16 protein-coding genes are annotated in these 14,250 nt (G+C 65.9%); 7 read left to right on the forward strand and 9 right to left on the reverse strand.

Going from position 1 to position 14,250, the window contains the following annotated elements; genetic code table 11:
• The first annotated feature begins 109 nt into the window (after positions 1-109).
• The gene (locus tag BLA15945_RS16165) at positions 110-577 is read left to right on the forward strand and encodes a DUF1841 family protein (protein ID WP_407045107.1); all 468 of its coding nucleotides are present in this window, start codon (positions 110-112) and stop codon (positions 575-577) included.
• Positions 578-685: 108 nt separating this feature from the next.
• Here the strand turns inward: BLA15945_RS16165 and BLA15945_RS16170 are convergent, their stop codons facing one another.
• Positions 686-1,045, reverse strand: a complete 360-nt coding sequence (locus BLA15945_RS16170) for a c-type cytochrome (protein WP_059233535.1) — start codon at positions 1,043-1,045, stop codon at positions 686-688.
• Positions 1,046-1,085: 40 nt separating this feature from the next.
• Entirely contained in the window at positions 1,086-1,445 is a 360-nt protein-coding gene (locus BLA15945_RS16175) for a c-type cytochrome (RefSeq protein WP_059233534.1), read from the reverse strand.
• Positions 1,446-1,690: 245 nt separating this feature from the next.
• Between BLA15945_RS16175 and BLA15945_RS16180 the strand changes: the two genes are divergently transcribed.
• The 5 genes from BLA15945_RS16180 (at position 1,691) to BLA15945_RS16200 (ending at position 6,820) form a co-directional block, all read left to right on the forward strand.
• Positions 1,691-2,533, forward strand: coding sequence for an AAA family ATPase (locus BLA15945_RS16180; RefSeq protein ID WP_059236665.1), 843 nt, complete (start codon positions 1,691-1,693; stop codon positions 2,531-2,533).
• 27 nt (positions 2,534-2,560) lie between these two features.
• Entirely contained in the window at positions 2,561-3,736 is a 1,176-nt protein-coding gene (locus tag BLA15945_RS16185; RefSeq protein ID WP_059233533.1) for a vWA domain-containing protein, read from the forward strand.
• A 53-nt stretch (positions 3,737-3,789) separates the two neighbouring features.
• Positions 3,790-5,001 (forward strand): benzoate/H(+) symporter BenE family transporter, encoded by a 1,212-nt coding sequence (locus BLA15945_RS16190; protein ID WP_059233532.1) that lies wholly within the window; start codon positions 3,790-3,792, stop codon positions 4,999-5,001.
• A gap of 168 nt (positions 5,002-5,169) precedes the next feature.
• Positions 5,170-6,123: a transaldolase gene (gene tal, locus BLA15945_RS16195; protein ID WP_059236663.1), complete on the forward strand. Its 954-nt coding sequence runs from the start codon at positions 5,170-5,172 to the stop codon at positions 6,121-6,123.
• Positions 6,124-6,364: 241 nt separating this feature from the next.
• Positions 6,365-6,820: a VOC family protein gene (locus BLA15945_RS16200; RefSeq protein ID WP_059233531.1), complete on the forward strand. Its 456-nt coding sequence runs from the start codon at positions 6,365-6,367 to the stop codon at positions 6,818-6,820.
• Positions 6,821-6,874: 54 nt separating this feature from the next.
• Here BLA15945_RS16200 and BLA15945_RS16205 read toward each other — a convergent pair whose 3' ends face one another.
• From BLA15945_RS16205 to BLA15945_RS16220, 4 genes are all read right to left on the reverse strand, one after another.
• On the reverse strand, positions 6,875-7,405 hold the full coding sequence (locus tag BLA15945_RS16205; protein WP_174992921.1) for a hypothetical protein: 531 nt from the start codon (positions 7,403-7,405) through the stop codon (positions 6,875-6,877).
• Positions 7,406-7,836: 431 nt separating this feature from the next.
• The gene (gene mctP / locus BLA15945_RS16210; protein WP_059233529.1) at positions 7,837-9,387 is read right to left on the reverse strand and encodes a monocarboxylate uptake permease MctP; all 1,551 of its coding nucleotides are present in this window, start codon (positions 9,385-9,387) and stop codon (positions 7,837-7,839) included.
• Complete coding sequence (locus tag BLA15945_RS16215) at positions 9,384-9,626, reverse strand: DUF3311 domain-containing protein (RefSeq protein ID WP_059233528.1); 243 nt, start codon at positions 9,624-9,626, stop codon at positions 9,384-9,386. Before BLA15945_RS16215 ends, mctP begins: the two co-directional genes overlap by 4 nt.
• 199 nt (positions 9,627-9,825) lie before the next feature.
• The gene (locus BLA15945_RS16220) at positions 9,826-10,743 is read right to left on the reverse strand and encodes a class I SAM-dependent methyltransferase (RefSeq protein ID WP_059233527.1); all 918 of its coding nucleotides are present in this window, start codon (positions 10,741-10,743) and stop codon (positions 9,826-9,828) included.
• A 142-nt stretch (positions 10,744-10,885) separates the two neighbouring features.
• Between BLA15945_RS16220 and BLA15945_RS16225 the strand changes: the two genes are divergently transcribed.
• Positions 10,886-11,140: a hypothetical protein gene (locus BLA15945_RS16225; RefSeq protein ID WP_174992922.1), complete on the forward strand. Its 255-nt coding sequence runs from the start codon at positions 10,886-10,888 to the stop codon at positions 11,138-11,140.
• A gap of 45 nt (positions 11,141-11,185) precedes the next feature.
• Here BLA15945_RS16225 and BLA15945_RS16230 read toward each other — a convergent pair whose 3' ends face one another.
• From BLA15945_RS16230 to htpG, 3 genes are read right to left on the reverse strand one after another with little or no spacing between them, the layout of a single operon-like run.
• Complete coding sequence (locus BLA15945_RS16230) at positions 11,186-11,662, reverse strand: DNA-deoxyinosine glycosylase (protein ID WP_174992923.1); 477 nt, start codon at positions 11,660-11,662, stop codon at positions 11,186-11,188.
• The gene (locus tag BLA15945_RS16235; RefSeq protein ID WP_174992924.1) at positions 11,662-12,258 is read right to left on the reverse strand and encodes a chorismate--pyruvate lyase family protein; all 597 of its coding nucleotides are present in this window, start codon (positions 12,256-12,258) and stop codon (positions 11,662-11,664) included. Before BLA15945_RS16235 ends, BLA15945_RS16230 begins: the two co-directional genes overlap by 1 nt.
• Before the next feature lie 8 nt (positions 12,259-12,266).
• A complete protein-coding gene (htpG, locus tag BLA15945_RS16240) occupies positions 12,267-14,165 on the reverse strand; it encodes a molecular chaperone HtpG (RefSeq protein ID WP_174992925.1) in 1,899 nt (632 codons plus the stop codon).
• Between the last annotated feature and the right edge of the window lie 85 nt (positions 14,166-14,250).

The raw sequence follows: 14,250 nt of genomic DNA on the forward strand, positions 1-14,250 counted from the left end.
GCTTACCCGTTGCGCCGCCCTGCCCGGGGCAGTCGCGACCGGCCTGCGCGGCGCGCCTGCCCCGCCGCCAGCGGCGTCCGCCGACCCGGCGTACAATGCCCGACGCGGCATGAGGCCGCCGGAATCACGACGTTTCCCCACCATGTTCAATCCAAGCCGCGACGAAGTGCGTCGCTTTTTCACCGAGACCTGGCGCAAGCAGCGCGCGGGCGAGATCCTGACGCCGCTGGAAGCAATGGCCGCCGACTGGATCATCGCGCACCCCGAATACCACGACGAACTCGCCGATGCCGACGGCGCGGCCGCGCGCAGCTACACGCCCGAGGAAGGCCGGACGAATCCGTTCCTGCACCTGTCGATGCATCTCGCGATCAGCGAGCAGCTGTCGATCGACCAGCCGCCCGGCATCCGTGCCGCGCACGACAAGCTCGCCGCGAAGCTCGACTCGACCCACGATGCACAGCACGCGATCATGGAATGCCTCGGCGAGACGATCTGGGAGGCGCAGCGCACGAACACGCCGCCCGATACCGACGCGTACCTGCAGCGCATCCTGCGCCGCGCGTCGCGCGACTGAGCGCACGGCGCCGGCACGTCCGCCCCGGGTTCCGCCCTGGCGCGGGCAAAAAAATACCCCGCCGTGGCGGGGTATTTTTGTTGCGAGCGCCCGTGAGGCCCGTCGCGCTTACTTCTTGAACACGAGGTCGGTTTCCTTCAGCGACTCGATGTAGGACGCGATGTCCTTCATGTCGCTGACCGACAGGTTCTGCACCTGCGCCTGCATGATCGCGTTGTTGCGACCGAGCAGCGGGTTCGTCAGCCCCATCTGGTACTGGCGCATCGCCCACACGAGATAGTCGGCGTGCTGGCCGGCAAGGCGCGGGTATTCGGCGTTGATCGGCTTGTTCAGCTGCGCGCCGTGGCAGGCCGCGCAGTTGTGCGACTCGACCAGTTCCTTGCCCTTCGTGGTGTCCGCTGCGTGCGCGGTACCGATCGCGAGGCCGGCCGCCAGTGCCACCGCCGCCGTCTTGAATGCGTTGTTCATGAATGCTCCTGTCCCGCCGGAGAGATCGGCGGCGCGCGCTTTACTTGTAGGGATTGTCCTTCGAGTCGGCCTTCTGGGCGGCGTAGTAGGCCGCCAGATCCGCGATGTCCTGGTCCGTCAGCGAACCGGCGATCGCATTCATCGACGGGAAGTGACGATCCTTCTTGCGGTAGGCCTTCAGCGCGTTCTCGAGGTATTGCTGGTTCTGGCCGCCAATGACAGGCACCCGGTAGACCTCCGGGTACGCCGCGCGGTAGTCCTGGATGCCGTGGCAACCGATGCACATGGCGGCCTTGCTCGCCCCGTCCTTCGGGTTGCCGACCACACCGGCCGCCTGCGCGCTGCCCGCGAGCGCCACGAGCGCTGCGACAACGACGTGTTTGCCGACGAATTTGTTCATAGCTCTTGTAACCTAGCTTGAGGGGAAACTGGCGCCAAAGCGGCAACGGCCCGCGCCGTTGTGCTTATCGGATCGCCACGCAGGCCAAAAAAAACGGCCAGATTGTACCGCGTCGGCGGGGAACGCGTCCATACGGCGCCCCCGTTCGCCCCGCCACAGCCCCGCAACGATACGCGGGCGCAGCCCAACCGGACAGCCCTTCTGACTTATACTGGGTTTTTTTCCCGATGAAGAAGAGCGCCGCCATGCGTTTCGAAGGGTCCTCGCAGTACGTCGCCACCGACGATCTGAAGCTCGCGGTCAACGCCGCACTGACGCTGCAACGCCCGCTGCTGATCAAGGGCGAGCCCGGCACCGGCAAGACCATGCTCGCCGAGGAAGTGGCCGCCGCGCTCGACATGCCGCTGCTGCAGTGGCACATCAAGTCGACCACCAAGGCGCAGCAGGGCCTGTACGAATACGACGCGGTATCGCGGCTGCGCGACTCGCAGCTCGGCGACGAGCGCGTGAAGGACATCTCGAACTACATCGTCAAGGGCGTGCTGTGGCAGGCGTTCGACGCCGAGCAGCCGAGCGTGCTGCTGATCGACGAAATCGACAAGGCCGACATCGAATTCCCGAACGACCTGCTGCGCGAGCTCGACCGGATGGAATTCCACGTGTACGAGACGCGCGAGACGGTCCGCGCGAAGCACCGCCCGCTCGTGATCATCACGTCGAACAACGAGAAGGAGCTGCCCGACGCGTTCCTGCGCCGCTGCTTCTTCCACTACATCCAGTTTCCCGACCCGTCGACGATGCAGAAGATCGTCGCCGTGCACTTCCCCGACATCCGCGAGGAGCTGCTGCGCGCGGCGCTCGAGAGTTTCTTCGAATTGCGCGGCGTGTCGGGCCTGAAGAAGAAACCGTCGACGTCCGAGCTGCTCGACTGGCTGAAGCTGCTGCTCGCCGAAAACATCCCGGCCGACGCGCTGCGCGGCGCGGACGCGAAGCAGATCGTGCCGCCGCTCGCGGGCGCGCTGCTGAAGAACGAGCAGGACCTGAGCCTGCTCGAACGGCTCGTCTACATGAACCGGCACAACCGGTAATCCTCCCTCACCCGCGAAGGCCCGGCCATGCTGCTCAATTTCTTCTACGCGCTGCGCGCAGCCAAGCTGCCCGTCTCGGTGAAGGAATACCTGACGCTGCTCGAATCGCTGAAGGCCGGGCTGATCTCGCCGTCGATCGACGCGTTCTACTTCCTCGCGCGGATGACGCTCGTCAAGGACGAGCAGTACTTCGACAAGTTCGACCAGGCGTTCGGCGCGTATTTCCACGGCGTCTCCACGCTGCCGTCCGAAGCGTTCGACATTCCGCTCGACTGGCTCGAGAAGCGTCTCGAGCGCGAGCTGTCGCCGGAGGAAAAGGCGCAGATCGAGGCGATGGGCGGGCTCGACAAGCTGATGGAGCGCCTGAAGGCGCTGCTCGACGAGCAGAAGGAACGCCACGAAGGCGGCAACAAGTGGATCGGCACGGGCGGCACGTCGCCGTTCGGGCACGGCGGCTACAACCCGGAAGGCGTGCGCATCGGCGGCCCGTCGAACGGCAACCGCACCGCGGTGAAGGTGTGGGAGGCGCGCGCGTACCGCGACTACGACGATTCGGTCGAGATCGGCACGCGCAACATCAAGGTCGCGCTGCGGCGGCTGCGCCGCTTCGCGCGCGAAGGCGCGGCGGAAGAGCTCGACCTGCCCGGCACGATCCGCAGCACGGCCGCGAACGCGGGCTGGCTCGACCTGCGGATGGTGCCCGAGCGCCACAACAACGTGAAAGTGCTGATGCTGCTCGACGTCGGCGGCTCGATGGACGACCACATCAAGCGCACCGAAGAGCTGTTCTCGGCCGCGAAGGCCGAATTCAAGCACCTCGAATTCTTCTACTTCCACAACTGCGTGTACGACCACCTGTGGAAGAACAACCGGCGCCGCCACTCGGAACGCACCGCGACGTGGGACGTGCTGCACAAGTTCACGCCCGACTACAAGCTGATCTTCGTCGGCGACGCGACGATGAGCCCGTACGAAGTGCTGCAGCCCGGCGGCTCGGTCGAATACAACAACCCTGAAGCCGGCGCCGTGTGGCTGCGCCGCCTCGCCGACCAGTTCCCCCATCATGCGTGGCTGAACCCCGAGCCCGAGCGGCTATGGGAATACCGGCAGTCGGTCGCGGTGATCCGCGACCTGCTCGGCCATCGCATGTATCCGCTCACGCTCGCCGGCCTCGAAACCGCGATGCGCGCGCTCAGCAAATAACACCCCCTCGCAGATACAAAGGCCGCGTCCGAGCGGCCTCCCCCGGAGATAGCATGAACCCCTCGCCCACCGCGAGCGCCAGCCGCGCCGGCGGCCGCCGCTTTTTCGCCGATACGTCCGTGTCGGCGCTCGTCGCCGGCTTCGTCGCGATGATGACCGGCTACACCAGCTCGCTCGTGCTGATGTTCCAGGCCGGCCGCGCCGCCCACCTCACCGATGCGCAGATCTCGTCGTGGATCTGGGCGCTGTCGATCGGCATGGCATTGACGACGATCGGCCTGTCGCTGCGGTTTCGCGCGCCCGTCGTCGTCGCGTGGTCGACGCCCGGCGCCGCGCTGCTGATCGCGTCGCTGCCCGGCGTGCCCTATGCCGAGGCGATCGGCGCGTTCGTCGTGTGCGCGCTGCTGCTGACGGCCGTCGGCGTGAGCGGCCTGTTCGACACGCTGATGCGCCGGATTCCGGCCGGTATCGCCGCCGCCTTGCTCGCGGGCATCCTGTTCGAGATCGGCATCGAGATTTTCCGCGCCGCGCAGTTCCAGACCGCGCTCGTGCTCGCGATGTTCTTCACCTACCTGATCGTCAAGCGGCTCGCGCCGCGCTATGCGATCGTGACGACGCTGATCGTCGGCACGGCGGTGGCCGGCGGCCTCGGCCTGCTCGATTTCAGCCACTTCCACATCGCGCTCGCGCACCCCGTGTTCACGATGCCCGCGTTCTCGATCGCGTCGATCGTCAGCATCGGCATTCCGCTGTTCGTCGTCGCGATGGCGTCGCAGAACGTGCCGGGCATCGCGGTACTGCGCGCGGACGGCTATCGGACGCCATCGTCGCCGCTGATCGCGACGACCGGCCTCGCCTCGCTGCTGCTCGCACCGTTCGGCTCGCACGGCGTGAACCTCGCGGCGATCACGGCCGCGATCTGCACCGGACCCGAAGCGCACGAGGATCACGCGAAGCGCTACACGGCCGCCGTGTGGTGCGGCACGTTCTACCTGGTCGCCGGCATCTTCGGCGCGACGATCGCCGCGCTGTTCGGGGCGCTGCCGAAGGCGCTCGTGGTATCGGTCGCCGCGCTCGCGCTGTTCGGCTCGATCATGAGCGGGCTCGCGAACGCCATGCAGGACGTGAAGCAGCGCGAAGCGGCACTCGTCACGTTCATGGTCACCGCGTCGGGCCTCACGCTGCTGTCGATCGGCTCGGCGTTCTGGGGGCTCGTCGCGGGGATCGTCACGCAGGTGATCCTGAACGCGCGACGCCCCGCGTGACGCGGCTCGCCGCGCGTTGCAGCACGCCTCGGGCACGCCAAAACGTGCTCGACACGAATCGGGCCTAGAATGATGGATTGGAAGCGGCGCCCGGCGCCGCTTCGCTTCGCCGCCGCGCTCGCGCGGCCCGTGAGAACCCGGCGCTCCGCGCCCTTCTTCCGAATCGCCATGACTACCGCACTCGACCAGCTGAAGCAGTACACGACCGTCGTCGCCGACACGGGCGACTTCCAGCAGCTTGCGCAATACAAGCCGCAGGACGCGACCACGAACCCGTCGCTGATCCTGAAGGCCGTCCAGAAGGATGCGTACAAGCCGATCCTCGAGAAGACCGTCCGCGATCATCGCAACGAAAGCACCGATTTCATCATCGACCGCCTGCTGATCGCGTTCGGCACCGAGATCCTGAAGCTGATTCCGGGCCGCGTGTCGACCGAAGTCGACGCACGCCTGTCGTTCGACACGCAACGCTCGATCGACAAGGGCCGTGAGCTCATCAAGCTGTACGAAGCCGCCGGCATCGGCCGCGACCGCATCCTGATCAAGCTCGCGTCGACGTGGGAAGGCATCCGCGCGGCCGAGGTGCTGCAGAAGGAAGGGATCAAGTGCAACATGACCCTGCTTTTCTCGCTCGTGCAGGCCGCCGCGTGCGCGGAAGCCGGCGCGCAACTGATCTCGCCGTTCGTCGGCCGCATCTACGACTGGTACAAGAAGCAGGCCGGCGCGGAATGGAACGAAGAGAAGGACGGCGGCGCGAACGATCCGGGCGTCCAGTCGGTGCGCCGCATCTACACGTACTACAAGACGTTCGGCTACAACACGGAAGTGATGGGCGCCAGCTTCCGCACGACCAGCCAGATCACCGAGCTGGCTGGCTGCGACCTGCTGACGATCAGTCCCGACTTGCTGCAAAAGCTGCAGGACAGCAATGAGACGGTCGCGCGCAAGCTGTCGCCGGAAGCGCTGCAGGACACGCCGTCCGAGCGCGTCGCAATCGACGAGGCCGCGTTCCGCTTCCAGCTGAACGACGACGCGATGGCCACCGAAAAGCTCGCCGAAGGCATTCGCGTATTTGCCGCCGATGCGGTGAAGCTCGAGAAGCTGATCGACGGGCTGCGCTGAAGCGTGCCGCGCGTCAGCGGCTGTCAGCAGCACTGACAACAGCCGTCAGCACGCACGCCGCACACGGCCGCGAACCTCATGTTCGCGGCCGTTTTTATTTTTCACTCCATCGTCAATCTCGCGCACTACAATCCACGTCACGGGTGCGCCGGCCGCCTCTCGACGTGCCCTTTCCCAGTCAATCTTGCACGACCCCGAACCCGCGCCGACGCGTGGGTCCGGCCCATCACAGGAGACAACGATGCAAGTCCAACCGTACTTGACGTTCTACGGTCGCGCCGACGAAGCCCTTCAGTTCTACGAAAAGGCACTCGGTGCGAAGACGATGTTCAAGATGCACTTCAAGGATGCGCCGCCGAACCCCGATTACCCGATGACGCCGGAGATGGCCGAGAAGGTGATGCACGCGAGCTTCACGATCGGCGACTCGATGATCATGTGTTCGGACGGCGACTGCAGCCAGCCCGGCGGCGGCATGCATGCCGGCTATTCGCTGTCGCTGAACCCGGCGACGGTCGAGGAAGGCCAGAAGCTGTTCAATGCGCTCGCCGATGGCGGCGAAGTGACGATGCCGTTCGGCAAGACGTTCTGGGCGCTCGGCTTCGGGATGGCGAAGGATCGTTTCGGCGTGCACTGGATGGTCAACGTCGAAGACCTGTCGCAACGCGAGGATCTCGCGAAGCGCGCAGGGCAGTAACGCACGCGCTTGCCGCCCGGACGCCGCGCTGCTGCGGCGATCCGGGCGGGCCCGCTACTTGCGCAGCACCTCCGTCAGCGTCTGTTCCAGCGTACCGTTCGAGCGGCACGCGACGCGCGCCCCCTTCTGCTTGCCTGCCGCGACCACGCCGGCCATGCCCGCGACGTCGATCGACACGCTCACACCTTGCGTCGCCTCGTCGATGCGCGTGACGACTTTCAGCGTGTGCGTCACGTTCGACGTCTGCTTCAGTTCGGAACAGTCCAGAAAGTTGCCCGCGTTCGGATAATCGGCATACGCGGCGGCAACGACGCCCGCGTCGCGATCGCTGATGCGCACCGCGAGCTTGTGGTCCGCGTAGAACTGCGCGACCGCCGCCCATACTTCGTCATACTTGCGATTACCGATCACGATGCGCGACGCTGCTTCGGTACCGGACGCGCCGGGCGCATCGGATGCACCGTCGGCCGTATCGTGTTGGTCCGGCGGCGCATCGCGCGCCGCGTATCGCTGCCCGGGGCCATACACCGAAATGCAGCCGGTGAGCGCCACGCACAGCGCGGCGACCGACAAGATCGTTTTCATCGCGGCCCGCCGTCAGCGGTAGTACATGTTCGCGCAGCCGGCGAGCAGGACCGGCGCGACCAGCGCCCACATCAACAGGATTCTCATGCTGCGCCTCACCGGTAATACGCGTTCACGCAACCGGCCAGCGCCATGCAGCACAAACCGAATACCATCAACCCAATCTTTGTCATTGCATCCCTCATATCATCGGATCGTGTGGAGATCGAAACACCCGGTACAGCCGGGCAGGACGCATTATTGACAAGCGGTTCGCGCGTGATCCAATCGGTCTTGCACCGATTTTCAGCACGGCGTAGCGGATTTAGAATCGCTTGGAGATCGGCGCACACGCATGCACCGCCGCACGGGGCGTTCGCGGCGCACCATGCAAAACGCCCGCGACTTGCGTCGCGGGCGTCGTGTCGAAACTGCAACAGAAGGCAGGGGAATCAGCCCTCGACGACGTCGAGATAATCCTCCGGCCGCGTGCGATCTTCCGCATGCGCCATGCCCATCACGCGCACCAGCACGCTCACCACCACCGACACCACCAGGTTCACGATCAGCGACCACACGGCGGCGTAGCCAGGAATCGCGAGGCCGAACAGGTGGATCGTGAAGATCGACCCGGCCAGCTTCAGCGAGATCGCCATCCACGTACCGCACACGATGCCGGCCGCCCAGCCGGCCAGCAAGCCGCGATGGTCGAGCACGCGCGTGTACAGGCCGAGCACGATCGCGGGCAGCGTCTGGATGATCCAGATCCCGCCGAGCAACTGCAGCTGGATCGCGTAGGTCAGCGGCAGCCCGAGGATGAACGCGACCGCGCCGACCTTCACGATCAGCGATACGAGCTTCGCGACGTGCGTCTCCTGCTCGTGCGACATGTTGCGGTTCACGAACTCGCGGTGGATGTTGCGCGTGTACAGGTTTGCGGCCGCGATCGACATGATGGCCGCGGGCACCAGCGCGCCGATGCCGATCGCTGCGAACGCCACGCCGACGAACCACGACGGGAAGTACTCGAGGAACAGCGCGGGCACCGCGAAGTTCGGGCCGAACGCCTTGAAGTACGGCGCGTACTGCGGCATGTCCTTCACGCCCGACGCGAGCGCCATGTAGCCGAGCAGCGCGAGCAGGCCGAGCACGAACGAGTACGCGGGCAGCATCGCCATGTTGCGGCGGATCGAGTTGCCCGACGACGACGACAGGATCGCCGTGACCGAGTGCGGATACAGGAACAGCGCGAGCGCCGAGCCGATCGCAAGCGTCGCGTAGGCGCTGTAGCCGTTCAGGCTCATCGCATCGGGCGCCTTCAGCAACAGCTTCGCGGGCGGCACGCTCGCGAAGATATGCCCGAAGCCGCCGAGCTTCGCGGGGATCACGATGACGGCCGCGGCGATCGTGATGTAGATCAGGATGTCCTTCACGATCGCGATCATGGCCGGTGCGCGCAGCCCCGACGTGTATGTGTACGCGGCGAGGATCGCGAATGCGATGATCAGCGGCAGGTCGCCGACGAAGCCGGTCGTGTCGAAGCCGAGCGCGCCGATCACCACTTCGATGCCGACGAGCTGCAGTGCGATGTACGGCATCGTCGCGACAATACCCGTCACCGCAATCGCGAGCGCCAGCATCCGGCTGCCGTAGCGTGCGTTGACGAAGTCGGCGGCCGTCACATAGCCGTGCCGCTTGGCGATGCTCCACAACTTCGGGAACACGACGAACGCGAACGGATAGATCAGGATCGTATAAGGCAGCGCGAAGAAGCCCATCGCACCGGCGCCGAACACGAGCGCGGGCACCGCGACGAACGTGTAGGCGGTGTAAAGGTCGCCGCCGAGCAGGAACCACGTGACGATCGTGCCGAAGCGGCGTCCGCCGAGGCCCCATTCGTCGAGATGGGCGAGATCGCCGCGCCGCCAGTTCGCGGCCAGGAAACCGATGATCGTGACGCCGATGAACAGCAGGACGAAGACGAAGGTTGCGCCGAGATTCATTGCCCACCTCCCTGCGGGCCGCTCGCCTTCCACGCGTTCTTGGTCTTGAAGTACACGAACGCGGTGATCACAGCGCTGATGAAGACCCACAGCAGCTGGTACCAGTAGAAAAACGGAAAATCGAACAACTGCGGTTCGATCTTGCTGTACGACGGTACCCAGACCATCGCGATCAGCGGCAGTACCAGCAGCCAGAGCCAGCGCTTGGCGGCTCGGTTGGCGTCGGCATCGTGAGCCATGACGTCTCCTCTTCTTTCCCGGTTATCGATCTTGTTGAGCGGGTACGGCGCCGAGAGGAGCGGCGAAACGGGTAGGCTGCGGCTCCCCTGGCTTCGCGCCAGTATAGGAGCCGCGAGCACGCGGTCAAGCAGGGGCGAACCCGAGGTGATCCGCCCCTTGTCGCGTGGTTGCACCGGCCGGCTGCCGGTGCATGAAGCGTCAGATCGCGAACGCGGTGTCGCGTGCGCCGGTCGTTTCTTTCAAAGCTTTCACCCACTTGCGTGCGGGCAGCTTCAGCGTGTCCTCGATCAGCTTCGCGCGGGCGTCGAGCTGCGCGAACGGCACGTCGAGCGCCGGGCCCGAGAACGCGATCGCGATCCGGTTGCCGTCGTGCACTTCGGGCAGCGCGATCACGCGGTGATCGAATGCCGCGTTCAGGTGCTTCATGTTGCGCACGAAGCTCGGATGATCGCCGAACAGGTTGATCGTCGCGATGCCCGCATCGGCGAGGCAGCCGCGCACCGCGCGGTAGAACGCGACGCTGTCGAGCACGGGGCCGCGCGCGGTCGCGTCGTACAGGTCGATCTGGATCGCGCCCGTCGTGCCGCGGTTGGCCGGGTCGTTGACGAAGTCCCATGCGTCGGCTTCATGCACGGCGAGGCGCGCGTCGTCCGGCGGCAGCGCGAACATCGTGCGCGCCGCGACGATCACGGCCGGGTTCAGCTCGACGGCCTCGACCTTCGCGTTCGGCAGGAACCGATGCGAGAACTTGGTCAGCGCACCGGTGCCGAGCCCGAGCTGGACGATCCGCTCGGGCGTTTCGAGGAACAGCAGCCACGCCATCATCTGCTGCGCGTATTCGAGCTCGATGTGCAGCGGCTTCGAGATCCGCATCGCGCCCTGCACCCATTCGGTGCCGAAGTGCAGGAAGCGCACGCCGCCCTCTTCGGAGAACGTAACGGGCGCGAAGCGCGGCTTGCGCGGCGCTTCGAGCACCGGCACGTCGTCGTGTTCGTCGATGTCCGGGCGGCGCTTGACGCGCGGCGGCTGGAGTTTTTCGGAGCCGTTGTACGGAGACGGCTTGCCTTGCTTGAACGCACGCGCCTCGGCGGACGCGCGCTTGATCAGTCGGGTCATGATTGAATCTCGCTGGGTGATGCTGGTTTTAGCGGACGAGAGGATAGCATTGGTGCAGGGCGGAAGCCGTGCCGCCGCCCGGTCGCGCATGACTTCGACTCCCGTTGGCGCTACGCTGCAATCGTTGATCGGAGGAGGACGCATGACCTCGAACGACAAGAAAATCTGGTTTCCGGCGAAACGCTATGGCTGGGGATGGGGGCTGCCGGTCGCGTGGCAGGGCTGGGTCGTGCTGCTGCTGTTCGTGATCGGGATCATCGCGAGCGCCTGGCTGGCGCCGCCTCGGCGATCACCGGTCGCCTACGGCGCTTGCATCGTGGCGCTGGTCGCGCTGTTGACCCTGGTGTGCTGGATCAAGGGCGAGAAGCCCGGGTGGAGATGGGGCAAGGGCAAGTGAGCGCCGGGGGCGATGGCCCCCGCTGCCCTGGCATTCGTGCCGACATCAGCCGCGAATCTGCCGCCACTGCACGAGCTTCTGCTCGAACGACAGCATCGCATTCGCCGGGCTCGACGAAGGCAGCACGAGCGTCTCGTACCCGGCCTCGCCGATCACGTCGGCGAACCGCCCCGCCGTCTTGCCGTTGAAGCACACGCGCTTCAGCAACGGCGCATGCGCACGCAGCGAGTCGAAATCATTCGGCTTCGCATGCCGGATCGCAGAATCGAGACTGCCCTGGCGATGGCACGCGGCGAGCACGTCCCAGATGCCGATGCCGTGCGCAAGCACGCGCTCGAGCCGCGCGTCGTACGGCAGTTCGTGAAGCGTCGCCTCGCCGAGCACCGCGCCCAACAACCGCCAGAACTGGTTGCGCGGATGCGCGTAATACTGCGCGGCATCGAGCGACGCCTCGCCCGGAAAGCTGCCGAGGATCATCGTGTGCGTATCCGGCCCGACGACCGGCGGAAAACCCTGCAGCATCACGCGTCTCCGCGCGGGCCGACGGATCGGGGCCCGTCGCCGTGCGCGGCCAGATGGCGCCACAGCGCCGGCAGCATGCACTCGGTGACCATCAAGGGCTTGCCATGACGCTGGAACACCGAACGCCGCGCGGCGAACGCATGCGGCGCACGCTCACCCCGCAGCGCATGGCTCGCGAGCGCATACAACGGATGTCCCGCAATCACGCGCCGGCTGACGAGCGACGAGCGCTCGACCTGCGGATCGCTGTACAGCAGCTCCGCGAGCGGCCGCGTGCGCAGCCGCCGCATCGCCTGCCACACACCCTTGCTGGCGGCGAGCGGCGCGATGCTGTGCGCGGCAACGTACGGCGTGCCGTCGACCGACAGGATCACCTCGCGCACCCACATCGGCGCGCGCGGCGAACTGGCGAGCGCGTCCGGCTCGTCGAACCACGGACAGTCGACGGCCTCGCGCGTCACGCGCACGTTCACGTGGCCGAGCCGCGCGAGATGCGCGGTCAGCGATCCGCCGCGCGTCAGCCAGTCGCGCTGGTCGAGCGAGCAGCCAGGCCGCGGCGTCTCGCGCCAGCCGGCCTGACCGCCGTCGAATCGCATGCGTGCGTTCACGCGGCGCGCGACAGCAGCAGCGCGTTGGTCCGCTTCACGAAGCTCGCCGGATCGTCGAGCATGCCGCCTTCGGCCAGCAGCGCCTGATCGAACAGCAGATGGCACCAGTCGCCGAAATCGGCGCTGTCGGCATTCAGCTGCTTCACGAGCGCGTGATCGGGATTGATCTCGAGGATCGGCTGCATCGCCGGCGCGTTCTGGCCGGCCGCCTTCAGCATCCGCTGCAGGTAGCCGCTCATGTCGTTGTCGTCCGCGACGAGACACGACGGCGAATCGGTCAGGCGGAACGTGACGCGCACTTCCTTCACCTTGTCGCCGAGCGCTTCCTTCATCTTCTCGACGACCGGCTTGATCGCTTCGCCCGCCTGCTCCTGCGCCTTCTTCTCCTCGTCGTTCAGCTCGCCGAGATCGAGATCGCCGCGCGCGACGCTCGCGAGCGGCTTGCCGTCGAATTCCTGCAGGAACGACAGCATCCATTCGTCGACGCGGTCGGTCAGCAGCAGCACCTCGACGCCCTTCTTGCGGAACACCTCGAGATGCGGGCTGTTCTTCGCGGCCTGCCATGCGTCGGCCGTCACGTAGTAGATCTTGCTCTGCTCGGGCTTCATGCGCGACACGTAGTCGGCAAGCGACACGTCCTGCGCGTCGGTATCGCCGTGCGTCGACGCGAAGCGCAACAGCTTCGCGATGCGCTCGCGGTTCGCGTGATCTTCACCGAGGCCTTCCTTCAGCACCTGGCCGAACGCGCTCCAGAACGTCTTGTACTTCTCCTTGCCGGCATCCTCTTCCGCGTTCGCGAGCTCTTCGAGCATCGACAGCGCGCGCTTGGTCACGCCTTCGCGGATCGCCTTCACGTCGCGGCTTTCCTGCAGGATCTCGCGCGACACGTTCAGCGGCAGGTCGGCCGAATCGACGACGCCCTTCACGAAACGCAGGTATTGCGGCAGCAGCTGCTCGGCGTCGTCCATGATGAACACGCGCTTCACGTACAGCTTCAGGCCGCCGCGATAGTCGCGGTTCCACATATCGAACGGCGCATGCGACGGCACGAACAGCAGCTGCGTGTACTCGCTGCGGCCCTCGACGCGGTTATGCGTCCACGTGAGCGGATCCTGGTGATCGTGCGCGATGTGCTGGTAGAACTGCGTGTACTGCTCGTCGGTGACGTCGCTCTTCGAACGCGTCCACAGCGCGCTCGCCTGGTTGACGGTCTCGTCCTCGTCCTTCAGGACCATCTCGCCCTTTTCCTGATCCCATTCTTCCTTCTGCATCAGGATCGGCAGCGCGATGTGGTCGGAATACTTCTGGACGATCGACTGCAGGCGGTGCGACGACAGCAGCTCGTCCTCGCCTTCACGCAGGTGCAGCGTGATCGTCGTGCCGCGCTGCGCGCGCTCGATCGCGTCGATCGTGAAATCGCCCTCGCCCGCGCTTTCCCAGCGCACGGCTTCGTTCGCCGGCAGGCCCGCGCGACGCGTTTCGACGGTGATCTTGTCCGCGACGATGAAGCCCGAGTAGAAGCCGACGCCGAACTGGCCGATCAGCGCTGCATCCTTCTGCTGGTCGCCCGACAGCTTCGTGAAGAATTCCTTGGTGCCCGAACGCGCGATCGTGCCGAGGTTCGCGATCGCTTCGTCGCGGCTCATGCCGATGCCGTTGTCGTCGATCGTGATCGTGCGCGCGGCCTTGTCGTAGCCGATGCGGATGCGCAGGTTCGGATCGTTCTCGTACAGCGCGTTGTCCGCGAGCCCTTCGAAACGCAGCTTGTCGGCCGCGTCGGACGCGTTCGACACCAGTTCGCGCAGGAAGATTTCCTTGTTGCTGTAGAGCGAATGGATCATCAGGTGGAGGAGTTGCTTGACCTCTGCCTGAAAGCTCATCGTTTCATGTGCCATGGATACGGTTTCCTCTTACGTGAACGGGAATGGTGTGGCGCAGGCGCCCGGCGCGCGATGCCGGCGGCGGTCCCGTCGGGGACGA

Origin of the sequence: Burkholderia arboris, assembly GCF_902499125.1 — a bacterium.
GTDB classification, from domain to species: Bacteria; Pseudomonadota; Gammaproteobacteria; order Burkholderiales; family Burkholderiaceae; genus Burkholderia; species Burkholderia arboris.

What these genes read in the sequence shown, in the direction of transcription:
- BLA15945_RS16165 (WP_407045107.1), top strand. Translation starts at nt 110, where the DNA reads ATGAGGCCGCCGGAATCACGACGTTTCCCCACCATGTTCAATCCAAGC.
- BLA15945_RS16170 (WP_059233535.1), bottom strand. Translation starts at nt 1,045, where the DNA reads ATGAACAACGCATTCAAGACGGCGGCGGTGGCACTGGCGGCCGGCCTC.
- BLA15945_RS16175 (WP_059233534.1), bottom strand. Translation starts at nt 1,445, where the DNA reads ATGAACAAATTCGTCGGCAAACACGTCGTTGTCGCAGCGCTCGTGGCG.
- BLA15945_RS16180 (WP_059236665.1), top strand. Translation starts at nt 1,691, where the DNA reads ATGCGTTTCGAAGGGTCCTCGCAGTACGTCGCCACCGACGATCTGAAG.
- BLA15945_RS16185 (WP_059233533.1), top strand. Translation starts at nt 2,561, where the DNA reads ATGCTGCTCAATTTCTTCTACGCGCTGCGCGCAGCCAAGCTGCCCGTC.
- BLA15945_RS16190 (WP_059233532.1), top strand. Translation starts at nt 3,790, where the DNA reads ATGAACCCCTCGCCCACCGCGAGCGCCAGCCGCGCCGGCGGCCGCCGC.
- tal (WP_059236663.1), top strand. Translation starts at nt 5,170, where the DNA reads ATGACTACCGCACTCGACCAGCTGAAGCAGTACACGACCGTCGTCGCC.
- BLA15945_RS16200 (WP_059233531.1), top strand. Translation starts at nt 6,365, where the DNA reads ATGCAAGTCCAACCGTACTTGACGTTCTACGGTCGCGCCGACGAAGCC.
- BLA15945_RS16205 (WP_174992921.1), bottom strand. Translation starts at nt 7,405, where the DNA reads ATGAAAACGATCTTGTCGGTCGCCGCGCTGTGCGTGGCGCTCACCGGC.
- mctP (WP_059233529.1), bottom strand. Translation starts at nt 9,387, where the DNA reads ATGAATCTCGGCGCAACCTTCGTCTTCGTCCTGCTGTTCATCGGCGTC.
- BLA15945_RS16215 (WP_059233528.1), bottom strand. Translation starts at nt 9,626, where the DNA reads ATGGCTCACGATGCCGACGCCAACCGAGCCGCCAAGCGCTGGCTCTGG.
- BLA15945_RS16220 (WP_059233527.1), bottom strand. Translation starts at nt 10,743, where the DNA reads ATGACCCGACTGATCAAGCGCGCGTCCGCCGAGGCGCGTGCGTTCAAG.
- BLA15945_RS16225 (WP_174992922.1), top strand. Translation starts at nt 10,886, where the DNA reads ATGACCTCGAACGACAAGAAAATCTGGTTTCCGGCGAAACGCTATGGC.
- BLA15945_RS16230 (WP_174992923.1), bottom strand. Translation starts at nt 11,662, where the DNA reads ATGCTGCAGGGTTTTCCGCCGGTCGTCGGGCCGGATACGCACACGATG.
- BLA15945_RS16235 (WP_174992924.1), bottom strand. Translation starts at nt 12,258, where the DNA reads ATGCGATTCGACGGCGGTCAGGCCGGCTGGCGCGAGACGCCGCGGCCT.
- htpG (WP_174992925.1), bottom strand. Translation starts at nt 14,165, where the DNA reads ATGGCACATGAAACGATGAGCTTTCAGGCAGAGGTCAAGCAACTCCTC.